Genomic DNA, 22777 nt, shown 5'->3' on the forward strand with positions numbered 1-22777 from the left:
CGTCGTCGCCGCTAGCCTGTTAGCCGAACCCAGCCCCTCTCCAGGAGTAATCATGGCCGACTTCCTCTACGAGGACCTGCTGCCCATCGGGGAAGACCCCACCGAATACCGGCTGCTGACCAGCGAGGGGGTGTCCACCGTCGAAGGACCCGACGGCCGCACCTTCCTGAAGGTCGAACCCGAGGCTCTCCGCCTGCTCACCGAGACCGCGCTGCACGATATTTCCCACTACCTGCGCACGGATCACCTGAAGCAGCTCGCCAGCATCCTCGAGGACCCGGAAGCGTCGAACAACGACAAGTTCGTGGCCCTGGATCTCCTGAAGAACGCGAACATCGCCGCGGCCGGCGTGCTCCCGATGTGCCAGGACACCGGCACCGCCATCGTCATGGGCAAGCGCGGCCAGCACGTGCTCACCCCCGGCGACGACGAGGAGTCGATCGCGCGCGGCGTGTACGACGCGTACACGAAGCTGAACCTGCGCTACTCGCAGAACGCTCCCCTGACCATGTGGGACGAGAAGAACACGGGCAACAACCTGCCCGCCCAGATCGAGCTGTACGCGGACACCGCGAAGGGCCACGAGAACTCCTACAAGTTCCTGTTCATGGCCAAGGGCGGCGGATCGGCCAACAAGTCGTACCTGTACCAGGAGACGAAGGCCATCCTGAATCCGGACTCGATGATGCAGTTCCTCGAGGCCAAGATCCGCTCTCTCGGCACCGCCGCGTGCCCGCCGTACCACCTCGCGATCGTCGTCGGTGGCACGTCCGCCGAGTTCGCGCTCAAGACCGCGAAGTACGCATCGGCGCACTACCTGGACGAGCTGCCCACCGAGGGCGCGATCACCGGCCGCGGGTTCCGCGACCACGAGCTCGAGAAGAAGGTCTTCGAGCTCACCCAGAAGATCGGCATCGGCGCGCAGTTCGGCGGCAAGTACTTCTGCCACGACGTCCGCGTGATCCGCCTCCCCCGCCACGGCGCGTCGCTGCCCGTCGCGATCGCCGTGTCCTGCTCGGCGGACCGCCAGGCGAAGGCGAAGATCACCCCCGAGGGCGTGTTCCTCGAGCAGCTCGAATTCAACCCGGGCCGGTTCCTGCCGGAGATCACCGACGAGCGCCTCGATGCCGAGACCGACGGCGTGTCCGGCACCGGCAAGGGTGCCGCCGTCAAGATCGATCTGACCCGGCCGATGCCGGAGATCCTGGCCGAGCTGTCCAAGCACCCGGTCAAGACCCGGCTGTCGCTGACCGGACCGCTGGTCGTCGCCCGCGACATCGCGCACGCCAAGATCAAGGAACGGCTCGACGCCGGCGAGGAGATGCCGCAGTACCTGCGCGACCACCCGGTCTACTACGCGGGTCCGGCCAAGACCCCCGACGGCCTGGCGTCCGGCTCGTTCGGCCCGACCACGGCGGGTCGCATGGACTCGTACGTCGAGCAGTTCCAGGCCGCGGGTGGCTCGATGGTGATGCTCGCGAAGGGCAACCGCTCCAAGCAGGTCACCGACGCGTGCGAGAAGCACGGCGGCTTCTACCTCGGCTCGATCGGCGGCCCGGCCGCCCGCCTGGCGCTGGACTGCATCAAGAGCGTCGAGGTCGTCGAGTACGAGGAACTCGGCATGGAGGCGGTCTGGAAGATCGAGGTCGAGGACTTCCCGGCCTTCATCGTCGTCGACGACAAGGGCAACGACTTCTTCGCCGGTACCGGCGAGGTCACGCTGACGATCGGTAAGCGCCCCGGCCTCTGATCGGTTGCACCCCAACGCATCCGCGGACCGTTTCGGTTCGCGGATGCGTTGTTTCGTCTGCGGCCGTCAGGCGCAGGCCGCGCACGGCTCGGTGCGGGAGAGCACCGCGGGTGCCTGCGCGACCACGTCCTGCAGGAACCGCACGACGGTGGCCGCCGAGGCGGGTTCTCCGGGCTTCAGCACCGCGCACAGGGCCCGGCAGACGTCGGGGTCGAGCGCGGGTTCGGCCCGGAAGTTGGTGCCGAGCGCGAGCGTGAGCGGTCCCGGAAGCCGGGGCGAGCGGATCTCGAGTGCCGCGCCCGCGTGCCCGTCGGTCAGGCAGACGTCGAAGCGCGCGACGTCGGCGTCGTGCTCGAAACGGACGGTCCGCACGCGGTTGTGACGCATCTGCCGGTACAGGGGTCGCAACCCGCCGAGGACCAGGGGGCGGATCGTGACCGAGTTCCTCTGGACGTTCATAATTTGGAATTATTCCAGATTATGTCGAGGGCCGGCAACCGTCCCTCACAGCACTGCCGCTCCCGCCACCTGCTTCACCGAGGCATTGATCCGATTCCAGACGTTGATCGTCGCGATCTGCACGATCAGCGCCGCGAGCTGCTCCTCGGTGTAGAGATCGGCGGCCGCGTCCCACACCTCGTCGGGAACCGGGTCCGGCCGGTCCGCGAGCCGGGTGACCGCCTCGGTCAGCGCCAGCGCCGCGCGTTCCTCGTCCGTGAAGTACGGGGATTCGCGCCAGGCGGCCACCGCGAACAGCCGCTCGGCCGTCTCGCCGTCCTTCAACGCGAGCCGCGGGTGCAGATCGACACACACGCCGCAGCCGTTGATCTGACTGGCCCGCAGGTGCATCAGATGCAACGTCTTCACGGGAATGTCGACGTCGTCGGTGGACTGTCCGAGCGCGTGGATCGCCTGCATCGCCGCGGGCAGGACCATCACCGGATTCTTCATTCGAGCCTGCATCGGTTCGCTCCTTGTCACATCGGGTCGTTCCGGTTCATCACCACATCGACGGAACAGGGCGGAAGGATGTGACAGATGAGCGACGAGGATTTCCTGGCGCGGCAGTTCGAGACCCACCGAACACACCTGTGGTCCGTCGCCTTCCGCATGCTGGGATCGGGGGCGGACGCCGACGACGCACTGCAGGAAACGTGGCTGCGGCTGAGCCGTTCCGACACCAGTGAAGTCGCCAACCTCGCCGGCTGGCTGACCACCGTCGTGAGCCGTGTATGCCTGGATCAGCTGCGGGCCCGCCGATCACGATCCGAGGTCTCCCTCGACGATCCCGATCACCCCCGGGAGCCCGCACTCCCCCAGCCTGCGACCGGGCCGGAACACGAAGCGGTTCTTGCCGATTCCGTCGGAGTCGCGATGCTCGTCGTCCTCGACACCCTCGGCCCGGCGGAACGGCTCGCGTTCGTGCTGCACGACATGTTCGGTGTGCCGTTCGACGAGATCGCCCCCATCGTCGACCGCGCCCCTGCCGCGCCCCGGCAGCTCGCCAGCCGCGCGCGACGCCGGGTGCAGGGCGCGACCCTCACCCCATCGGACCTGTCGCGCCGGCGGCAGGTCGTCGACGCGTTCCTCGCCGCGTCCCGGGAAGGCCGGTTCGACGACCTGCTGACGCTGCTCGACCCCGAGGTGCGCCTGCACGCCGACGACGCCGCGGTCGCCGCCGCGCAGGACGCCGCCGCGGCCGGGGCGCCCCTGCTCGACCGCGAACTGGTCGGGGCCAAGGCGGTGGCCACCGCGTTCTCCGGACGCGCCCGGAAGGCGCAGACCGTCCTCGTCGATGGCATGCCCGGCGCGGCCTGGGCACCGGGCGGCATGCCGCGGTCCGTGTTCGTCTTCACGATCGACGACGGCCGGGTCGCAGCGATCGACGTGGTGGTCGATCCCGACGAGATCGCCGCGCTCGACATCGTGTTCGTCGACGACTGACGTCGCCGCGTCCCCCTACCTTTTCCGAGCGAGTCCCCCTACCTTTTCCGAGCGAGTCCCCCTACCTTTTCCGAGCGAGCGGTACATTCGATCGATCGAAGGAGACGAGCGATACATTCGCTCGGACGCGCGGAGCGCACACCGCCGACGGTCAGGCGTCGAGCACGGTCCCCGCCCGCTCCGGCAGGGTGTAGGCCGCGACCGCGGCGACGGCGAACGCGGCCGCGAACACCCCGAACACGAGCCCGTTCCCGCCGTGCAGCAGCCACGGCACCATGAGCGGCGCGAGGATCGACGCGATCCGGCCGAACGCCGCGGCGGCGCCGGTGCCGGCCCCGCGCACCGACGTCGGATACAGCTCCGGCCCGATCGCATACAACGCGCCCCACGCGCCGAGGTTGAAGAACGACAGCATCATTCCCGCCGCGACGATCGTGGTCGGAGTGTCCGCGAGCCCGAACAGTCCCGCCGCGACCGCCGAGCCGACGAGGAACGTCGCGAGGGTCGCGCGGCGGCCCCACACTTCGATCAGCCAGGCCGCGACCGCGTAGCCGGGTAGCTGCGCGAGCGTGATGATCAGGGTGTATTCGAACGACTTGACCAGGTCGAAGCCCTGATTGACGAGCAGGCTGGGCAGCCAGATGAACGCGCCGTAGTACGACAGGTTGATGCCGAACCACACGATCCACAGTGCCGCGGTGCGCCCCCGCAACCGCGGGGACCAGATCGATTCCGCGACGACGGGTGTCGGCTCCGCAACCGGTTCGTCGAGCGGGGGCGTGGCGACGGCGACGCCCGCCGACCGCTCGAACGCCCGCACCGCGGCTTCCGCTTCGGCGAATCGGCCCTTCCGCTCGAGGAAGCGCACCGATTCGGGAAGACCCAACCGGATCACCACGGCGTACAGCGTCGGGACGACACCGGCGAGCAGTGCCCAGCGCCAGCCGTCGTCGTTGATCGGCACGACGAAGTAGCCGATCAGCGCGGCCATGATCCAGCCGACCGCCCAGAACGCTTCGAGCGCCACCACCACGCGACCACGCACCTTGCGCGGCGCGTACTCGCTGACCAGCGTCGATGCGACCGGGAGTTCCGCCCCCAGCCCGAGTCCGACGACGAACCGCAGCACCAACAGCACCGCGACCGATCCGGCCAGCGCCGACGCACCGGTCGCCAGGCCGTAGACGAGCAGCGTGGTCGCGAACACCTGCCGGCGTCCGATGCGGTCGGCGAGCAGCCCGCCGAGCGCCGCCCCGACGGCCATGCCGACGAACCCGATCGAGCCGATCCACGAGAGCTGGGTGCTGCTGAGGTTCCATTGCACGGCGAGGGCGGCCATCACGAACGAGATGAGCCCGACGTCCATCGCGTCGAGCGCCCAGCCGATGCCGGAGCCGAGCACCAGCCTGGTGTGTCTGCGGGTGAACGGCAGTTCGTCGAGCCGCTGGGCGCGCGTGGTCATGAAGCGCAACGTACCGGCCGGGCCGCTCGGTTCGCAGTGAGCGACGCGATGGGGTTTCGCACACCCGGGAGGCCGTCAGGAAGGCATCGACTGCCCACGCAACGCCTCTGCCCCCTCCCCGCTCAGACGCGACAGTGCCGCGCGCCGGCCGGTGAGCAGCAGCAGAATCGCGGAGATCGGTCCGCGCACCTCCGGACCCTCGCCGACCGACCAGTCGACATCGGTTGCGATGAAGCGGAATCCGTCGAGCGGAACAGACTCGAAGACCCGGCTCTTGCTCGTTCCACGCGAGGACCAGACCCGATCCGCCGCGGTGGCCGCCGCCGCGGTCGGCATCGGGAGGTCCCGCTGCAGCGGCACCGCGATGTCCTGGCTGTGGACGAGGATGTCGATCAGTGTCTCGAGCTCGGTGAGGCCGATGTTGTGCCGGCGCGAGCCGATCATGGCCCGGATGTCCGCGACCAGCCGTTCGGGCGGTGACGCGGCGCGGCTGCGGGCGGCCTCGCGGATCGTCGTGTTGACGCTGCCGGGATGCCGCAGCGCCATCCGGATCGCCTGACCGAGCGTGATCTGCTGCAGCGTCAGGTGGGCGGCGACGTCGCGCACGGTCCAGCCCTCGCACAACGACGGGTGCGACCACTCGTCGTCGGAAAGCTGTTCGAGCAGGTCGGCCGTGCGTCGACGTTGGTCGTCGATCGCGTCCCACACCTCGTCGGAGTCCATCCGGCCACCCCGTTTCCTGTCCGCCCGCACGACACCCGGCCCGGATGACACCCGGCACGTTCAGCCGCGCGCCGCCTCCTCGAGCACCGGCACCTCGATCTTGTGCATCTTCATCAGCGCGTCGCTGACCCGCTGCACGACTCCCAGATCCGGGTCGGACATCAGTTCCCCGAGCCTGCGCGGCACCACCTGCCAGGACACCCCGAACCTGTCCTTCAGCCATCCGCACTGCGATTCCTCGCCGCCGTCGGCGGTGAGGGCGTCCCAGTAGTGGTCCACCTCGTCCTGGTCGGCGCAGTCGATCGCGAACGACACGGCCTCGTTGAACCGGAACTGGGGACCGCCGTTGAGCCCGCTGAACCGGGTGCCGTCGAGTTCGAACTCGACGGTCAGGGCGGTGCCCGCCGGAACCGGTGAGTCCTCGGGATAGGGGGTGACCTTCAGAATGCGCGAATTGGGGAACACCGTGATGTAGTACTCGGCTGCTTCCTGCGCGTTCATGTCGAACCACAGCCACGGGGTGATCGCGGGCATCGGTTTCTCCTCGTCTCGGGTTTCCATCGTCGCCTACACAGACCCCGCGGCGCGGGAAAACTCATCGGTCGACCAGCTCGGCCGGGTAGAAGAACTCGCCGATCAGGCTCCGCTCCCACCACTCACCCGTCGCACGCCGCTGCGCGCGGGTGGTGAACCGGTACCGGTACAGGCGGGCGCGCACGAAGCGCGGCGGTTCGTCCGGGAACGGGTTGTGCCGCAGCAGCTTCAGGACGTGTTTGTCGTTGCTGAGCAGTTTCGCCATGAGCTGCGGGAACCAGGCGGCCGCGTAGTCCCGGGAGATCCCGGCGAACCACATGAGCCAGTCCAGCCTCAGATGGTAGGGCGCGAACTGGCGGGGCCGGCGCCGCAGGTCGCCCGGCTTGCCCTTGAATTCGTATTCCTTCCATTCCGTGTCGGGGCCGATCGTCGCATCGGAGGTGCCTTCGACGACGACCTCGCGTCGTACTCGCGTCACGCTGCCGAACGCGCCGTAGGTGTTGACGAAATGCCACTTGTTGAAGCTGGCGTTCATCTTCTGCTTGCCCGACGCCATGTTCCGGATCGGCTGGTAGCTCAGCACCACCACCACGGCGGCCAGGGCCAATGCGGCCGCAGTGAAGGCCGCTGGTGTGTCCTTGTGGCCGCCGGGGGCGCCGAAAGGCAACACCAGGTCGTAGGCCGCATTCGGTATCACGGACAACCCGAGGATGATCGCCATCCAGTTCAACCACGAGAAGTTGCCGCTGGCCACCAGCCACAACTGGGTGACGATCATGATCCCGGCGGCGATCCCGGCGACCGGTTGCGGCAGGAACAACCCGAACGGCACGACGAGCTGCGTGAAGTGGTTGCCGAGGACCTCCACCTTGTGCAGCGGTCGCGGCAGGCGATGGAAGTACCAGCTGAACGGGCCGGGCATCGGCTGGGTCTCGTGGTGGTAGTACAGGCACGTCAGGTCCCGCCAGCAGCGGTCGCCGCGCATCTTGATCAGACCCGCTCCGAACTCGAGGCGGAACAGCAGCCACCGCAGCAGGATCAGCACGACGAACGGCGGCGCGATCTCCGCATTGCCCAGGAAGATCGCGAGCACACCCGCTTCGAGCAGCAACGATTCCCAGCCGAACGAGTACCACACCTGCCCCACGTTGACGATGGACAGGTACAGCGCCCACAGGACGAACCACACGAGCATCGTCAACGGCAGCGGCAGCAGGTCCGTGACCCCGAGGATCGTGGCGGCGGCGAGCACCGCCCCGGTCGCCGCGACCGCGGCGTAGAACCGGTCCGAATAGTGCCAATGGAACAGGCTCGGCGACCGCCGGAACGGCACCGCCCGCACGAAGTCCGGGATGGGGAGCAGCCCATCGGACGCGAGCAGCGCCCGGAACTGGTTGAACGCCACCAGGAACGCGACGAAGTACAGGGCCGCGAGTCCCCGCGTGAAGAACAACCGGCCCCACGTGTAACCGTCCGCATCGAACCAGTCCACCGCCCTCACCGATTCCGAGGATCCCACCGCTGCGACGCTTTGAAAACCCGCGCCTCCCCGAGAGGGCACCGTCGTCCGTCCGGAGCGAATATCGGTCCCCACCGCCCGGACGCGGCTACCGTCGGACTGTGCGTGTGTCCCGGATCGTCGCCGTGTCGGACGCCGTGGGTGCCACCCGCTCACGGCGGGAGAAGGTCGCGCTGCTGCGGGAGCTGCTCGCCGACCTGGACCCGGACGAGGTGGAACCGGTCGTCGCGTGGCTGTCGGGCGAGGTGCGGCAGGGCCGGATCGGCGTCGGGTGGCGCACCCTCACCGGCCTGCAGATCGACCCGGCACCCGAGCCGACCCTGTCGGTCGGTGACGTCGACGCGACCTTCACCACCCTCGCCGCGACCACCGGCGCGGGCTCCACGGAACGCCGCCGCACGCTGCTGACCTCCTTGTTCGGTGCCGCGACCGCGGACGAGCAGCAGTTCCTGGTCCGCCTGCTCACCGGCGATCTGCGGCAGGGCGCGCTCGAAGGGGTGATGACCGACGCCGTCGCCGCGGCCTCGTCGGTACCGGTCGAGGCGGCGCGCCGCGCGTTCATGTTGTCGGGCCGCCTCCCCGCGACCGCGGCGGCCGCGCTCGCGGGCGGTGTGGAGGCGCTGGGCGTGTTCCGGCTCGAGGTAGGACGGCCGGTCCGGCCGATGCTCGCGTCCCCCGCCGGGTCGCTCGCCGAGGCGCTCACCCAGCTCGGCCCGGTAGTGAGCGTCGAGTACAAATTGGACGGCGCCCGCATCCAGGTGCACCGGCACGGCGACGACGTCCGCGTCTACACCCGCACGTTGCGCGACATCACGTCGAGCGTGCCCGAGCTCGTCGAACTGGTTGCGGCACTGCCGTGTTCGAGTGTCGTGCTCGACGGCGAAACCCTGGCGCTGACCGACAGCGGACGACCGCGCCCGTTCCAGGAGACGATGAGCCGGTTCGGCGCGGCGAGCGCCCACGACCTGCTGCTGCACCCGTACTTCTTCGACTGCCTGCATCTGGACGGCACCGATCTGCTCGACGCCCCGCTCACGGACCGGATCGCCGCCCTCGACACGGTCGCAGCGCCGTACCGGATCCCGTCCCTGATCGAGCCCAATCCGGAGGCGGCAGCAGCGCACTTCGACGCTGCCCTGGCCGACGGCCATGAGGGTGTGATGGTCAAGTCCCTCACCGACCCATACGCGGCCGGACGGCGTGGCCGCACCTGGCTCAAGGTCAAACCCGAACACACGCTGGACCTGGTGGTACTCGGCGCCGAGTGGGGCTACGGCCGGCGCACCGGATACCTGTCGAACCTGCACCTGGGCGCCCGCGACCCCGACGGCGGCGAACCGGTCATGGTCGGCAAGACGTTCAAGGGCCTGACCGACGAGCTGCTGCGCTGGCAGACCGAGGAGTTCCCGCGCCGCGAACGTGCCCGCGACGCGCACACCGTCTACCTGCGTCCCGAGCTGGTCGTCGAGATCGAACTCGACGGGGTGCAGGTCAGCCCGCGTTATCCCGGCGGGGTGGCGCTGCGGTTCGCGCGGGTGCTGCGGTACCGGCCCGACAAGGACGCCGCCGACGCGGACACCATCGACGCGGTGCGCGCGCTGCTGCCGTCCCGGTAAACGGCCGAATGCCGATTCCCGGCCGCGGGTCGCGGTTACCGTCGTCGATGTGCGTGCGCCCCGAGAGGAGAACCCGTGACCGAAATCGCCGCCTCCCCCGCCGCAGGTCCCGGCCGGGAACGTCAGGGTGTCGTCTACCGCGACGGGGCGCTCGGCCGCCGCCCGGCCGTCCCGACGAACTTCGCCGATCTGGAGCGCGCCGCGCGCCGGGCCAGTTCGAAGCGTGCCTGGGCGTACGTCGCGGGAGGTGCCGGTGAGGGCCGCACGATGCGCAACAACCGGCGCGCGTTCGACCGGTGGGCGATCGTGCCGCGCATGGCGCACGGCGTCACCGAACGCGACCTCGGCACCACGGTGGTGAACACCGCGTTGTCGTCGCCGCTGCTGCTCGCACCGGTCGGTGCGGGCGCGTTGATGGCCCCCGACAGCGACCTGGCGATCGCGCGGGCCGCCGCGGCAACGGGGGTGCCGTACATCTTCTCCAACCAGGGCTGCACGCCGATGGAGGACTGCGCCGCCGCGATGGGCGACGCACCGCGGTGGTTCCAGCTGTACTGGAGCTCGGACGAGGACCTCGTCGACAGCCTGCTGCACCGGGCCGAGACGATCGGCGCGGAGGCCGTCGTCGTCACCCTCGACACGACCGTGCTGGGGTGGCGTCCGCAGGATCTGAATCTCGGTTCGCTGCCGTTCGCGCGTGGCGAGGGCATCGCCCAGTACACGTCCGATCCGCGTTTCCGCGACATCGTGCGGCGGCGGATCGACGCGGCACGCGAGACGGTCGCGGAGCGGCCCGACATCACGTGGGGTGCGATCCGCACGCTGCTGGCGATGACCCGGAACCATCCGGGCCGGTTCCTCGACAACCTGCGCTCCCCCGTTCCGCGTGCCGCCGCGGAAACGTTCCTCGAGATCTACTCCAATCCGGGCCTGAGCTGGGATCATCTGGCGACGCTGCGCGACCGCACCCGGTTGCCGGTGGTGCTCAAGGGGATTCTGCATCCCGACGATGCGCGCCGCGCCGTCGATCTCGGTGTGGACGCGATCGTGGTGTCGAATCACGGCGGCCGCCAGATCGACGGTTCGCTCGCTTCGCTCGATGCGCTCCTCGACATCCGGGCCGCGGTCGGGCGGGGACCGACTCTCCTGCTGGACAGCGGAATCCGAAGCGGCGCAGACATATTCGTCGCGCTCGCGCTCGGCGCCGACGCGGTGCTGCTCGGCCGGCCCTACATGTACGGGCTGGCGCTCGCGGGGCAGCGCGGGGTCGAGGAAGTGATCCGCAATGTGATCGCCGAGTTCGACCTCACCATGGCGTTGACGGGTGCGCGGTCGGTCGACGAGATCGACGAACGGTTCGTGCGCCCCAATCCGTCGACGTGAGCCAGGTCTTCGCGACGGTCAGCTCTCGGTGAGGAGAGTGCGACGCAACCCGCTCGCGCGCAGCACCTGGCGTCCCACTCCGGCGCGCACGGCGGCCTCGGTGCCGATGATGCGCACGCGTTTCCGGGCGCGGGTGATGGCGGTGTACAGCAACTCCCGCGTCAGCAGCGACGACGTCTCGTCGGGCAGCACCACCGACACGGTGTCGTACTGGCTGCCCTGGCTGCGGTGGATGGTCATGGCATACACCGTCTGCACCGCCGACAGGTGACTCGGGTGCAGCAGGAACGGATCCTTGCCGCGCGCGAACGCCGCGACCAGCGCGTCGTCCTCACGGCGCACCACGACCCCGGTGTCGCCGTTGTAGATGCGCAGGTCGTGGTCGTTCGCGGTGACCATCAGCGGCTGCCCCGGATACCAGCGATCGGGGTCGAGGCGACGCCCGGAGGACGCCCCGATCCATTCCATTGCCTGCCGCGCCCAGTGCTGCACGCCGTACGGGCCGTCGCGGTGCGCGCACAGCAGCCGGTGCGTCTCGAACCGGGCCAGCGCGGTGTGGGCGTCCCCCGCGACCGCCGCCGCGGTGACCTCCTCGGCGGAGCGGACCACGTCGTCGTGCAGGGCGGTCAGGTCGCCGGGGGCGTGGAAGGTCACCTCGGGCACGCCGCTGAGCAGGATGCGCATCGTCTCGTCGTCGTCGCCGTCGCGCACCGCAACCGCGAGCCGGGCGATGTCCCCACCGAACCGCCTGCCGCGGCTAAGGCGAACCACGCTGCCGCGCAGTCGTTCCCGCTCGCCGGCTCCGAAGGCGGTTTCGGCCGGATCGTCGGTGACGGCGGTCAGGTCGCGGGCGGCGATGTTCACGAACACCGGGTTCGGTGTGCCGGAGACGGGCCGCGCCACCAGATCCGCGAGGACCGCACCGGCATCGACGGACGTCAGCTGGTCCGGGTCGCCGACGAGCACGAGCCTCGTGTCGGGGCGGACCGCTTCGAGCAGGCAGCTCATCATCGTCAGCGACACCATGGAGGTTTCGTCGACGACGATCGCGTCGAACGGCAGGTGGTTGCCGGCGTGGTAGCGGAAGCGGGTGCGTCCCCGCTGCCAGCCGAGCATGCGGTGCAGTGTCATGGCGGTGACGTCGGGTGCGAGCCCGAGCGGCCCGGCCTGGTCGCGCACCGATTCCTGCAGCCGTGCCGCGGCCTTGCCGGTCGGGGCCGCCAGACCGATCCGCACGCCGGGCCCGTGCAGCGAGGTGAGCAGCGCGAGGATCCGCGCGACGGTGTGCGTCTTGCCGGTGCCGGGTCCACCGGCGATGACGGTGGTCCAGTGGGTGGCGGCGAGCGCGGCGGCCACTCGCTGACGGTCCGGTGCCGACGACGGCCGGGACGGGTCTGCCGGGTCACGGAACAGTTCGTCGAGCCGCCGCACCAGCAGGTCCTCGTCGACGTCCGGGTAGTCGCGGGATCGCGCATCCAGCGCCCGCCGCACGGTCTGCTCCTGCCGGAAGTAGCGGTCCAGGTACAGCAGCGGCCCCGCGTCGGTGTCGACGAGCCGCAGCGGACGCAGGGGCCCGGTCGGGGATCCGGTGATCAGGGGGCTGCGCCGCAGGGCCGCGATCACCGCGTCGTCGTCCGGCCAGGGCAGCGTGGCCGGGTCCACCTCGGCGTTCTCGTCGACGCCGACGTCCCGCAACCGGGTCAGGTCCAGGCACACGGACCCGGACCGCACGGCCCGCACGGCCAGCGCGGTGGCCAGGTGCACGTCTTCGTCGGGTTCGGCGCCGAGGCTCGCCAGTCGCAGCGCGACGTGGACGTCGGCGGCGGCGAGCACCCCGGCCTCGTTGAACGCGCGCAGGGCGCCTTTGCCGCGCTGGGCCACCAGGACATCGATCACGGTTGGGCCTTTCCGGCGAGCAGGTCGGACAGTTCGGTGACGAGGGCGGCCGGAGGCGTCCAGTCGAACACGCCGACTCCCGCCGGCGTGTCCGGCCCGACCATGCCGCGCACGAACAGATACTGCGCTCCCCCGAGGTGCACGGCCGGATCGTAGCCGGGCAGTCGCCACCGCAGATACCGGTGCAGTGCAACCGAATACAGCAGCGCCTGCATCGGATAGTGGGCGCGCAGCATCTCCGCGGCCATCCGGTCGCGGGTGTAGTGCTCGGTGGTCAGCACCTCGTCGGGTGCCAGCCGGTTCGTCTTGTAGTCGACGATGACGTAACGACATTCCCCGTCGCTTCGCTCGCCCCCGGCGCTCCGCTCACCGGACACCCGCAGCACCGCGTCGATGCTGCCGGTGAGGTAACCGCGCAACGGAATCGGCTCGAGGGTCCGCACCGGCTCCGCGTAGGGCCGCATCGGGTCGTCGGCGGGCAGGTGCCGGCGCAGCAGCGCACCGACCGCGTCGAGCGTCACGATCGTCGAGACCGGATTGTCGCCGCCGGCGAGCGGCAGTTCGAAGTCCAGTTCCGCCAACCGATCCGACGGCGCGATCCCGGCGAGGGTCGTGCCGAGGGCACCGAGCGGGGTGTGCAGCACCGGCGTCAGGGCCGCGGCCAGGGCCGCCGGATCGACGTCCGAATGCTGCGCGACGATCACCTCGCGGCATCGATCGAGCAGTTCGGCGTCGAGGTCGGCGGCGGCGGTGTCGACGACCTCGAGGACGGCGTGGACGAGGGTGCCGAACACGGTGCCGCCGGGCAACCCGTTCATCGGCGACTCGATGCCGGCCACGTCCGGCACCGGTTCCGGTCCGCCGGGCGGCAGCGGCGGCTCCTCCGGCTCGTCGTCCTTGTCCGGCGTCTCGACTTCACTTGCCACGCCGGGATGTTCGTGCGCGGAGGCGGTCAGCGCCGAATAGGATGTGCGACGCCAGTATTCGTCGAGTGTCCGGTCGAACCGGGCGGCGGCGAGGGCGTCGTCGCGATCCCGCTCGGGGCTCCACGTCGGCACCGCGATCGGGCCGGGCGCGACCGGTTCGGTCACGATCAGCCCGCCGGATCGCTCGGCCCACGCCGCGAACTGCTCGGCGACGACCGCATCGGCGGGGATCTTCACGTTCGGCGCGAGATCGGCGGTGCCGTCGACGCGACCGGCGAGCATGCGGTGCAGCGGCGACGACCCGGTGCCGAAGGACGGCGCCCACCACAGCGCGAGATGGCTGCGTGCGCGGGTCAGCGCGACGTACAGCAGCCGCAGTTCCTCCCCGGCCGCCTCCTCGTCGTGCCGGGCGCGGCGCTGCCCGTATCCGGGACTGCCCTCGCCGCCGACGTCGAGAATGCGGCGGCCGTCCTCGTGCAGCAGCAACGGATCGGGATTGGGGTGTTTCGCCGAGTCCCACCCGAACGGCACGTACACAACCGGGAATTCGAGCCCCTTGCTGCCGTGCACGGTGAGGATCTGCACAGCTGCGGCGTCGCTGTCGAGGCGGCGGCTGCGGTCGGTGCTCCCGGGACGCGGATCCAGCATGCGCTCCTCGAGCCACCGGGTCAGTGCCGCCGGGCCCAGGAACTCCTCGGCGGCAACACGATCGAGCAACTGCGCGATGTGCCGCACGTCGGTCAGGGCACGTTCGCCGGACACGGTCGCGAGCAGCCGCGCTTCGAGCCGGCTCAGCGTCGCGAGCTGTTCGAACAACGCCGCGAACCCGGACCGGGCGAACACCGCGGCCAGTTCACGCAGCATGCTGCCGACCTCGGCGACCAGCTCGTCGCCGCGGGTGTCGACGTCGTCGACGGTGTATCCGAGCAGCGGGGTCAGCGCGGCCAGTCGCACCCGGTCGGATCGGTGCGGCTGTTCGATCGCCTGCAGCACCCACAGCCAGTCCTGCGCGGCCGGGGTCGCGAACACGCTGGTGCCCCCGGCCAGCACGCACGGCACGCCGGTGCGCACGAGCGCGTCGTACACCAGCGACACCTGGGTGTGGGTGCGCACCAGCACCGCGATGTCGCCCGGTTCGATGCGGCGCGGGCCGCGACCGTGATCGATGGCGGCGCCGCTGTCGAGCAAGCGGACGATGTCCGCGGCGACGTCGCGCGCGACCCGGGACCGCAGCGCACCGACCGCGGGGAATCCGGAACTGCCGTACGGTCCGGCGCCGGTCCGCGGCAGGTAACGCAACCGGATCGGGGGTGCCCCGGTCAGACGCGTGGACGGTCGCGCAGCATCGACCGGGTGCACGACGATCCGCGAATCCCCCAGGGCGGCACCGCCGTACAGCTGCCTCAGCGCCGCGAGCAGGTTGCCGTCGCTGCGCCAGTTGGTCGTCAGCTCCAGGTGACAGTCGGCGACCGCGACGGCCTCGAGGTAGCTGAGGACCTCGGCCCCACGGAACGCGTAGATCGCCTGCTTGGGATCGCCGACGAGCACGAGGGTGGTGTGACCGTGGAAGGCGCGGCGCAGGATCTCCCACTGCTTCGGGTCGGTGTCCTGGAATTCGTCGACGAGCACCACCGCGAACCGCGACCGGATCCGCCGGCATGCCGCCTCGCCGTGGTCCGGGTCGCCGAGTACCCGGTGCAGCAACGCGAGCTGGTCGTCGAAGTCGCGCACGCCCGCCGCGCGTTTGCGGCGTTCGACCTCGGTGCGCACGGCGCGGGCGAAGGCGACCCGCTCCCCTGCCGGTGTGCCCTCGGCGCCCTCCGGGACGAGATCGGCCTGCGGATCGAAGATCGCGGCGCGGGCGGCGGCGGTCGCCTCGGCGAGACCGATCGGCGGGCTCGGGATCCGGCCGTAGGTGCGCAGATACAGATCCGCGACGACCTCGGTGGTCAGGTCGTCGACGTCCTCGACGAGCACCACGTCGGGTTCGCGTTCCCCGGCGATGCCGAGTTCGTCGAGCATGTGCTGGCAGAAGCCGTGGGTGGTGGCGATGGTGGTGGAGTCGAAATCCGACAGGGCCTGACGCAGCCGGGTGCGGCGCGCAGCGACGTCGCCCTCGGCGAGATACCGGATCAGCTCGTCGGCGCTGCGCCGCGCGCTGTCCGGCTCGGCGAGCGCCGCCGCGACGGTCGCGAACCGTTCCCGGGTGCGTTCGCGCAGTTCCTGGGTGGCGGCGCGGCTGAACGTCACGAGCAGCAGGTCCGACAGGTCGGCGTGGCCCTCGGCGACGAACCGGGTCGCCAGGCCGACGATCGCGTAGGTCTTGCCGGTGCCGGCGCTGGCCTCGAGCACCGTGGTGCCGCGCGGCAGCGGACCGAGCAGATCGAACGCCGTCGCCGGCGAGGTCGGCGCCGTCATCACGGCCTCCCCTGGGTTTCCGAGGCCAGCAACGGTTCCCACAGCCGCCGGGCGAGCACTCCGAAGCGGCTCGGGTCGTCGTACCAGGCGCGTTCGTCGTCGAGCGGCGGGGCGGTGGTCAACGCGTTCAGGCTCACTCCCGTTCCGTACAGGTAGGTCAGGTGCCGGTCCTTGCCGTCGCCGAACGCGCCGCCGAACTCCTTGGCGGCGGATTCGAGGGCCATCTCGACCGAGTCGCCGCGGTACCGCCGGTTCGCGTATTCGGCGGAGGCACAGGTGGTGATCGGCAGCGGCGTGTGCAGTCCGCGATCGCGCAGGCTCACCAGCCGCAGCAACTGATCGCGCGCATCGGCGGGCGCGATGAGGGTGGAACGCCAGGCGGGGGTGCGGAAGCGACCGCGGCCGGTGGTGACCGCCTGCCACGTGCCGGGCCGGCCGGACGCGGCGACGGCGAGCAGGTGGACCCACGCCGTCATGCGCTGTTTCGGAGCCAGGCGCGAGAAGGTGCTTCGCGCGATCGTCGTGCCGTGGATGCCGCCGACGGTGCCGGTGAGGCGGCGGCCGTCGCCGAGGTCGACGACGACGTCGGCGGTGCCGGCGGCCCCGGCGTGCACCGGCCCGCACGTCGCGACGAGTTCCTCGACGGTGCGGGTGACGTCACCGAGAACCTGCTCGCCCAGCGCGGCCGGAGGCAGGGTCCCCCGACGCCATTCGGCGGCGCGGAAGTCGGCGGGATCCACACCGGCCAGGCGTGCCTCGAGCATGCGTTCGCCGAGGTCCCAGCGGGCCAGGCCGTCGAGTTCGATGTCGAGAGCGTCGGCGATGTCCTCGTCGAGTTCGGGGATGCGCAGTCCCAGTCGCTGCCGCAGGAAACCCTGGGTCGGGTGCGTGAGGAAGGCGACGAGTTCGGCGAGGTCCACGTCGCCGTCGGCGCCGCGCGGAGCCAGCGACGCACACGCCACCCCGACCGATCGGGGTGGTTCGGGATCGGGTCGCGCCGCGGCCCGCGCCCCCGCGAGGGCAGCGGTGTCGAAGCTGAACGGCGCGTCGGCACGGAAGTTGCGGGCATCGAAGGGCTGCAACGGATGCCGCCTCACCACCTTGTTCGGTTCGCTTCCCGTCATGACGGCGACGACATCGCGCAGTTCGCTCAGCGGCACGGCGGGCGGCCGGTGCGCACCGGTGACGGGATCGGCGCCGGTGTGGAACAGCAGGACACGGTCGCGGGCGGACATCAGCGCGTCGAGCAGCAACTGCCGATCCTCGCTGCGCGGATCACGTTCTCCTACAACGGGATCGAGTGCGGTGACGTCGTCGCCGTCGATGTGGGTGCCGCGCGGGAAGTGCTCGTCGTCGAGCCCGAGCAGCACCACGACCCGATGCGGCACCGACCGCATCGGGACCATCGTGCAGACGGTGAGCTCACCGGTACGGAAGTTCGCCCGCGTCGGCCGGCCCGCGAGCCGGCTCGCGAGCATGGCCCGCACGTCGGCCAGACGCAGCTGCGCGTCACCGCTGTGCTCGACGGCGGCGGCCAGTTCGCGGTGCGCCTGGGTGAGCTGCCAACCGTCGGCCGGGGCGACATCGGTGAGCAGGTCGACGGCACGGGCCAGGTCCGCGGCCCACCGGGTCGCGGGTTTGGGACCACGGAGGCTGTGCAGCACCGAATGCAGCCGGTCGATGTACTCGGCGAATCTCCCGGCGCGGTCGATGTCGTTGCTGTCCACGTCGTCGAACGGCAGTGCAAGCGAAAGCCATTCGCTCTGCGACTCGTCGGCAGCGACGCCGAGCAGGAGCCGGTCGAGTGCGGTGCCGAACGTGTTCTGCGGGAAGTCGGCGAGACCGACCGCCGCGCGCTGTCCCTTGGCCAGGCCCCAGCGCGCACCGGTCGCCACGGTCCATTCCTGCAGGCGCTCGAGGTCGTCGTCGGTGAAGCGGAGCCGCCTGCGCACCGGCGGCGCCGCGGCCAGGTCGAGGACCTGACTGGCGGTGACACGGGCGTCGGCGAGGTCGAGCAGCGTCGCGACGACGGCGAGCACCGGGTTGGTGCGGCGCAGGGCGCGGTCGGCGACACGCACCCGGAGGCCGTGACCCGGATGACCGTCGACGCCCTGCCCGAACGCGGCGTGGACCAGCGGGGCGTACGTCTCGACGTCGGGGCACATGACGATCACGTCGCGCGGTTCGAGCGTCGGGTCGTCACGGAACAGGTGCAGCAGCGATTCGCGCAACACCTCGACCTGCCGGGTCGGTCCGTGGCACGCGTGGATCTGGACGGTGCCGTCGGCGGGGGCGGAACCGGCGACCGGGGCACGGCCGGCGCGGATGTCGGCCTGCAGCCGGCCGAGCAGCGTGCCGGCAGGCTCGTCCGAAGGGTGGTGGACGTCGACGGCGCCGAGGACGCTCAGGCGCATCTGGAACTCGCGGACGTCGCGGGCCAGCGCGGCGAGCAGCGGATGCCGGACCGCGAGGGCGCTGTCGTCGTCCGCGCGCCGCAGCCGCGGCGGGATCTCGGCGAGTGCCTGCCACATCGCCGGGCTCGGGTGCGGCAGCCACAGGTGCACGTCGCGGCCGGCGCCGAGCGCGGACAGGACCGCGAGCTGCACCGTCGTGAGCCGGGTGGGTCCGAACAGCGACAGTCGTTCGGGCAGGTCGACGACGCCCGGTTCGGCGCGCAGCCGCGCGCAGGCGGCGTCGAGCCGCTGGGCGGGACTGTCGCTGCCGATGCGCTCGCGCAGGCAGCGCCACAGTTCGGGCTGCCAGAGCAGGTGCTCGTCGAGCGGCGCGCCGGTGCCGTCCGTGTCGCGGCCGTCGGCCCAGTCCAGGAGCATCTGCGGTCGCTGGGCACCGTAGCTGCGCATGAGGTCGGCCAGGTGCGCGGCGGTCGCGTACCGGCGGCCGGTGCGGAAGTCGTCGGTGCCGTACCCGAGGTGCCGGGACAGCACCGCGCACCACGGCTCGCCGACGCACTCGTCGATAACGGCGAGCAGTGCCCACAGCACGCGGGACGGATGCCAGGGATCGTCGTCGGCGGTGGTCCCGGAGGCCGCGGACAGCGCTTCGTCGACGAGTCGCGCGGGTGACGGGAAGTCGATGTTGGCCGCGACCCCGTCACCACCGGTCGTGCCGAGCGCGGTGGACAACCGCTGGGTGAGCCACCGTTCCATGCCGCGGGCGGGGACAGCCACGACCTCCCGCGCGAACGGATCGGCGGGCGGCGTCGCGAGCAGTGCGGCGAGGGTGTCGGCGAGGGTGTCGGCGCGCTCGGCGCGGTGCAGCGTCAGCACGCGTGTCCTCCTCGACGTCGTCCGGTGTTCCTCCTGCGGTCTATCACACCGGTCGGACATCGAGCACCGTCGCGCGACCCCCGGGCGAGGGCGGCGCGACGAGTGGTTCAGCGGGTGAGCCAGGCGGCGAGCGCGTCGCGGTCGTTCTCGACGATCCGGCCGATCATCTTCGCGGCCAGACCTTCGATCTGCCGGCCGACGATCGGGATCTTCACGGTGACCTCGCCGCGCACGGCGAGGACGGTTCCGTCCGCGGCGGGCCGCAGATGCGAGGTGCCCCGGAAGTCGACGGGGATGCCGCTGGCACCGCCGACGACGAGGCCGGTCGCGCCGTCGGCGCCGAGGGCGCCCCAGTGGTCGGTGCGTTCCATGATCATCGGGCCGCGCACGACGCCACGGACGAGCGCGGGCATGTCGGCCGGTTCGGTCCGTTCGGTCACGACGACGAGCAGCGTGCCGGGACCGTCCGGGTTCTCGATCCGCACGGTCGCGGTGGGACTGGCAGCGACGCGGTCACGCCAGTACCGCTCGTCGGTCAGCGCGGCGTGCACGTCGCGGGCCGGATGGTCGAGGACTGCCGTGAACTCGAATTTCTTCGGCACCGTTCGGACGGTACTGCGTTCCGGCGGTCGCGTCAGGGGAACGGGAGCGCGGGCCCACTACGCGAAGGAGAGGCCGTGGCGCTCGAGGTCTTCGCGCAGGATGTGAACGGCCCTGGGTCCCATGCCGTGCAGCGCGAGCAGGTCCCGTTCGGTGTACCGCGTGAGGTCCTCGAGGGTCGCGACGCCGATGCCGTCGAGCGCGCGCTGCGCGGGTGCGGAGGTCTTGGGCAACGGGTGTCCGGTCACGCGAACCAGTCTCGCCCGGTTTCGCCGGGAACGCAGCGGTTGGGTGCAACGCACCTCTGCCGGTGGCGCAAAGACCGCGCGTCGGGGGGCACCGGCGACCGAGACGACGTCGCCGGGGACCAGGTGGACGCGGGGGTTCCGGGCGGGCAGGTCGTTGATCCGGACCAGGCCCTCCATGAGCAGGGCCGCGGCTTCACCGGCGGATCCGGCGAGGCCGCTGTCCTGCAGAAAGCCGAACAGGGAGTCGGGAACGAGTGTCGGCATGCCATCAGCGTGCCCGGTGTGCGCGTCGAGGCGGTCACGTGTGCGGAACCATCGGGTGAACGATCCGCGAATACGCGACCGCGGGTGTTGACTGCACCCACCTCCGGTGCAACACTTAACCAAATGGTTCAGTATTCGGATCTGGATTCGACGTTCGCGGCGCTGGCCGACCCCACCCGCCGCGGAATCCTCGAACATCTGGCGAAAGGGCCCGCGTCGATCAGCGACCTGGCCGCGCGATTCGAGATGAGCCTGCCCGGCATCACCAAACACATCCGACTCCTGGAGGAGGCCGGCCTGGTACTGACGGAGAAGAAGGGCCGTGTGCGGTACTGCACCCTCGGCGACAACCCACTCGACCACGAAGCGGCATGGATCCGCGGCCACCGAAAGTCGATCGAAGACCGCATGGACCGCCTCGCCGCATTCCTCGACGAAACCAAGGAGCCATCATGACCACCCCCGATCCCGCTGTCACAGACACCACTCTCACCGTCACCACCCCCGGCGACCGTGTGATCCACATCGAGCGTGTCTTCGACGCCCCGCTCGACCGGGTCTGGGCCGCCCATTCCGAACCCGACCTGCTCGCCCGATGGTGGGGCCGCGGGAACCGGCTCGACATCGAGAAGTTCGAATTCGAGCGCGGCGGGCACTGGCGGTTCGTCGAGCACGCCGACGGTGAAACCCATGGATTCGAAGGACGATTCCGCGAGATCACCCCGAAGGAACGCATCGTCCAGACCTTCGAGTGGGACGGCATGCCCGGATACGTGTCGATCGACACTGCGACGTTCGTCGACCTCGGCGACGGTCGCACGAAGCTCGTCACCGAGAGCCTGTTCCACACCACCGAGGAACGCGACGGCATGCTGCAGTCCGGCATGGAGTCCGGTTTGAGCGCGAGTTACGTCGCACTGGATCGCCTGCTGGCGGCGTGACACCCGGACACCACACCCCCGCGTGACCCCCCGCGTGACACCGGCTCGGAGACTTCGGTCACCATGTCCGCATGAAACACGGGGGTGTGGCTGTTCTGTTGGGGGTCTTCGCGGTGACGGCGGGAACCGGATGCACGGTCGTCGTGCCCGGAATTCCCTCCGCCTCGGCCGAGGAGCCGACGTTCCCTGTCTCCGCCCCGCACGCGACCGCACCCGAGTCCGAGCTCGCATCGTCCCGGGCTCCGGGCATGTCCTCCCCGGTCCGATCCATCGTCGATGCCGAGAACTACCTGACCGCGCCGGGTGTCTACCACTTCACGAGCGCCAGCGGGAAGTTCGCGTGCATGATCTCCACGGAGGAACCGACGCTCGCCGGCTGCCACGGACCCATGCCGGCGACCGCACCGAAGGTGCCCGGCAGCGGCGCACCCGACGTCCTGGTACCGCCGAACTCGGTGTCCGTCACCGCCGACGGACCGGCCGCGTTCACGAGTGTGGGCGACACGCGGTTCCACGGTCCCGGAGCCGGCGTGCAGCCGCTGCCCTACGGTCACCGCCTCGACGCCGCCGGATTCACGTGCACCGTCGATCCCGTCACGGGCGTCACCTGCGCGGCACGCCTGCACGGATTCACCGTGTCGGACAGCGCATTCGACCTCTGGTAGTGCACACCGCCCCGGCGCCGCGACGTCACCCGGCGGAGGCCTGCTCCGCGGCCCACTCGGCGACCCGCCGGACGCTCTCCTCCTCGGACAGGTCCTCGACGCGCGTCATGATCGACCAGCGCACCCCGAACGGGTCGCGGATCGAGGCGTAGCGGTCGCCGGAGACGAACGTGGCCAGCGGTTCACGGATGGTGGCACCGGCACGCTCGGCCCGCACCACCACCTCGTCGACGTTCGAGCAGTACAGCCCGAGCGAATAGCAGTCGGCGTCCCCCTGCGGCGCCGCGACGAGCCCGTAGTCCGGATTGGGTTCTCCGAGTTGCATTCGCCCACAGCCGAAGTCGAGGTCGGCATGGACAACGATTCCCCCGATTTCGGTGACGTCGACGACGCGGGCACCGAACACCGAGCGGTAGAACTCGATAGCGTCGCGGGCCGACGGCACCGCGATGAACGGGGTCAGGCTGGTGGATCCGTGCGGGATACCGTCGGTCGTGTGGTCGCCGGTGACACCGGCTCCGGTCATGGTGTTCTCGTTCATGCCACGACGCTAGGACCGGACCGTCGGGGGTGGCTTGTAGATTCGCGACAGCACACGAGA

At 70.5% G+C, this 22777-nt stretch carries 19 protein-coding genes; 7 read left to right on the top strand and 12 right to left on the bottom strand.

Features of this window, described 5'->3' with window-relative positions; all coding sequences use genetic code 11:
• Window positions 1-52 precede the first annotated feature (52 nt).
• On the top strand, window positions 53-1750 hold the full coding sequence (locus ACWDTS_RS00670; RefSeq protein WP_197253909.1) for a fumarate hydratase: 1698 nt from the start codon (window positions 53-55) through the stop codon (window positions 1748-1750).
• Window positions 1751-1816: 66 nt separating this feature from the next.
• On the opposite strand, the gene ACWDTS_RS00675 is transcribed toward ACWDTS_RS00670, so the two are convergent.
• Both ACWDTS_RS00675 and ACWDTS_RS00680 read right to left on the bottom strand, forming a co-directional pair.
• Window positions 1817-2209 carry a hypothetical protein gene (locus ACWDTS_RS00675; RefSeq protein WP_197253911.1) on the bottom strand — a complete coding sequence of 131 codons (393 nt, stop codon included), beginning with the start codon at window positions 2207-2209 and terminating at the stop codon, window positions 1817-1819.
• Window positions 2210-2254: 45 nt separating this feature from the next.
• Entirely contained in the window at window positions 2255-2713 is a 459-nt protein-coding gene (locus ACWDTS_RS00680) for a carboxymuconolactone decarboxylase family protein (RefSeq protein ID WP_197253913.1), read from the bottom strand.
• Window positions 2714-2788: 75 nt separating this feature from the next.
• Between ACWDTS_RS00680 and ACWDTS_RS00685 the strand changes: the two genes are divergently transcribed.
• Window positions 2789-3694: a sigma-70 family RNA polymerase sigma factor gene (locus ACWDTS_RS00685; protein WP_450108162.1), complete on the top strand. Its 906-nt coding sequence runs from the start codon at window positions 2789-2791 to the stop codon at window positions 3692-3694.
• Between the two features lie 151 nt (window positions 3695-3845).
• On the opposite strand, the gene ACWDTS_RS00690 is transcribed toward ACWDTS_RS00685, so the two are convergent.
• From ACWDTS_RS00690 to ACWDTS_RS00705, 4 genes are all read right to left on the bottom strand, one after another.
• Window positions 3846-5156, bottom strand: a complete 1311-nt coding sequence (locus tag ACWDTS_RS00690; protein ID WP_450108163.1) for an MFS transporter — start codon at window positions 5154-5156, stop codon at window positions 3846-3848.
• A gap of 75 nt (window positions 5157-5231) precedes the next feature.
• A complete protein-coding gene (locus tag ACWDTS_RS00695) occupies window positions 5232-5879 on the bottom strand; it encodes a maleylpyruvate isomerase family mycothiol-dependent enzyme (protein ID WP_450117322.1) in 648 nt (215 codons plus the stop codon).
• Window positions 5880-5939: 60 nt separating this feature from the next.
• Window positions 5940-6413 carry a VOC family protein gene (locus ACWDTS_RS00700; protein ID WP_197253921.1) on the bottom strand — a complete coding sequence of 158 codons (474 nt, stop codon included), beginning with the start codon at window positions 6411-6413 and terminating at the stop codon, window positions 5940-5942.
• A 61-nt stretch (window positions 6414-6474) separates the two neighbouring features.
• A complete protein-coding gene (locus ACWDTS_RS00705; RefSeq protein WP_450117465.1) occupies window positions 6475-7905 on the bottom strand; it encodes a lipase maturation factor family protein in 1431 nt (476 codons plus the stop codon).
• Between the two features lie 128 nt (window positions 7906-8033).
• Here ACWDTS_RS00705 and ACWDTS_RS00710 point away from each other — a divergent pair, with 128 nt between their 5' ends.
• Together ACWDTS_RS00710 and ACWDTS_RS00715 are read left to right on the top strand one after the other, a co-directional pair.
• The gene (locus ACWDTS_RS00710; RefSeq protein WP_450117323.1) at window positions 8034-9548 is read left to right on the top strand and encodes an ATP-dependent DNA ligase; all 1515 of its coding nucleotides are present in this window, start codon (window positions 8034-8036) and stop codon (window positions 9546-9548) included.
• A gap of 75 nt (window positions 9549-9623) precedes the next feature.
• Window positions 9624-10931 (top strand): alpha-hydroxy-acid oxidizing protein, encoded by a 1308-nt coding sequence (locus ACWDTS_RS00715; protein ID WP_450117324.1) that lies wholly within the window; start codon window positions 9624-9626, stop codon window positions 10929-10931.
• An 18-nt stretch (window positions 10932-10949) separates the two neighbouring features.
• Here ACWDTS_RS00715 and recD read toward each other — a convergent pair whose 3' ends face one another.
• The 5 genes from recD to ACWDTS_RS00740 all read right to left on the bottom strand — a co-directional run bounded on the left by recD (window position 10950) and on the right by ACWDTS_RS00740 (window position 20570).
• On the bottom strand, window positions 10950-12827 hold the full coding sequence (gene recD, locus ACWDTS_RS00720; protein WP_450117325.1) for an exodeoxyribonuclease V subunit alpha: 1878 nt from the start codon (window positions 12825-12827) through the stop codon (window positions 10950-10952).
• Window positions 12824-16171: a UvrD-helicase domain-containing protein gene (locus ACWDTS_RS00725; RefSeq protein ID WP_450117326.1), complete on the bottom strand. Its 3348-nt coding sequence runs from the start codon at window positions 16169-16171 to the stop codon at window positions 12824-12826. The genes recD and ACWDTS_RS00725 overlap by 4 nt, the downstream gene beginning before the upstream one ends.
• Complete coding sequence (gene recC, locus ACWDTS_RS00730; RefSeq protein WP_450117327.1) at window positions 16171-19458, bottom strand: exodeoxyribonuclease V subunit gamma; 3288 nt, start codon at window positions 19456-19458, stop codon at window positions 16171-16173. The genes ACWDTS_RS00725 and recC overlap by 1 nt, the downstream gene beginning before the upstream one ends.
• A gap of 107 nt (window positions 19459-19565) precedes the next feature.
• The gene (locus ACWDTS_RS00735) at window positions 19566-20060 is read right to left on the bottom strand and encodes a DUF2505 domain-containing protein (protein WP_197258012.1); all 495 of its coding nucleotides are present in this window, start codon (window positions 20058-20060) and stop codon (window positions 19566-19568) included.
• 57 nt (window positions 20061-20117) lie between these two features.
• Window positions 20118-20570, bottom strand: coding sequence for a hypothetical protein (locus ACWDTS_RS00740; protein ID WP_450117328.1), 453 nt, complete (start codon window positions 20568-20570; stop codon window positions 20118-20120).
• Between the two features lie 123 nt (window positions 20571-20693).
• Between ACWDTS_RS00740 and ACWDTS_RS00745 the strand changes: the two genes are divergently transcribed.
• The 3 genes from ACWDTS_RS00745 to ACWDTS_RS00755 all read left to right on the top strand — a co-directional run bounded on the left by ACWDTS_RS00745 (window position 20694) and on the right by ACWDTS_RS00755 (window position 22176).
• The gene (locus ACWDTS_RS00745; RefSeq protein WP_450117329.1) at window positions 20694-21026 is read left to right on the top strand and encodes an ArsR/SmtB family transcription factor; all 333 of its coding nucleotides are present in this window, start codon (window positions 20694-20696) and stop codon (window positions 21024-21026) included.
• The gene (locus ACWDTS_RS00750; protein ID WP_450117330.1) at window positions 21023-21511 is read left to right on the top strand and encodes an SRPBCC family protein; all 489 of its coding nucleotides are present in this window, start codon (window positions 21023-21025) and stop codon (window positions 21509-21511) included. Before ACWDTS_RS00745 ends, ACWDTS_RS00750 begins: the two co-directional genes overlap by 4 nt.
• 86 nt (window positions 21512-21597) lie before the next feature.
• Window positions 21598-22176, top strand: coding sequence for a hypothetical protein (locus ACWDTS_RS00755; protein ID WP_450117331.1), 579 nt, complete (start codon window positions 21598-21600; stop codon window positions 22174-22176).
• Window positions 22177-22201: 25 nt separating this feature from the next.
• On the opposite strand, the gene ACWDTS_RS00760 is transcribed toward ACWDTS_RS00755, so the two are convergent.
• The gene (locus tag ACWDTS_RS00760) at window positions 22202-22717 is read right to left on the bottom strand and encodes a VOC family protein (RefSeq protein ID WP_450117332.1); all 516 of its coding nucleotides are present in this window, start codon (window positions 22715-22717) and stop codon (window positions 22202-22204) included.
• Window positions 22718-22777 lie beyond the last annotated feature (60 nt).

This window comes from Rhodococcus sp. NPDC003383 (assembly GCF_053589115.1).

Bases quoted from the DNA above. Each gene is read 5' to 3' on its own strand.
- ACWDTS_RS00670 (WP_197253909.1), top strand. From the start codon at position 53: ATGGCCGACTTCCTCTACGAGGACCTGCTGCCCATCGGGGAAGACCCC.
- ACWDTS_RS00675 (WP_197253911.1), bottom strand. From the start codon at position 2,209: ATGAACGTCCAGAGGAACTCGGTCACGATCCGCCCCCTGGTCCTCGGC.
- ACWDTS_RS00680 (WP_197253913.1), bottom strand. From the start codon at position 2,713: ATGCAGGCTCGAATGAAGAATCCGGTGATGGTCCTGCCCGCGGCGATG.
- ACWDTS_RS00685 (WP_450108162.1), top strand. From the start codon at position 2,789: ATGAGCGACGAGGATTTCCTGGCGCGGCAGTTCGAGACCCACCGAACA.
- ACWDTS_RS00690 (WP_450108163.1), bottom strand. From the start codon at position 5,156: ATGACCACGCGCGCCCAGCGGCTCGACGAACTGCCGTTCACCCGCAGA.
- ACWDTS_RS00695 (WP_450117322.1), bottom strand. From the start codon at position 5,879: ATGGACTCCGACGAGGTGTGGGACGCGATCGACGACCAACGTCGACGC.
- ACWDTS_RS00700 (WP_197253921.1), bottom strand. From the start codon at position 6,413: ATGCCCGCGATCACCCCGTGGCTGTGGTTCGACATGAACGCGCAGGAA.
- ACWDTS_RS00725 (WP_450117326.1), bottom strand. From the start codon at position 16,171: ATGACGGCGCCGACCTCGCCGGCGACGGCGTTCGATCTGCTCGGTCCG.
- ACWDTS_RS00740 (WP_450117328.1), bottom strand. From the start codon at position 20,570: ATGCCGACACTCGTTCCCGACTCCCTGTTCGGCTTTCTGCAGGACAGC.
- ACWDTS_RS00745 (WP_450117329.1), top strand. From the start codon at position 20,694: ATGGTTCAGTATTCGGATCTGGATTCGACGTTCGCGGCGCTGGCCGAC.
- ACWDTS_RS00750 (WP_450117330.1), top strand. From the start codon at position 21,023: ATGACCACCCCCGATCCCGCTGTCACAGACACCACTCTCACCGTCACC.
- ACWDTS_RS00760 (WP_450117332.1), bottom strand. From the start codon at position 22,717: ATGAACGAGAACACCATGACCGGAGCCGGTGTCACCGGCGACCACACG.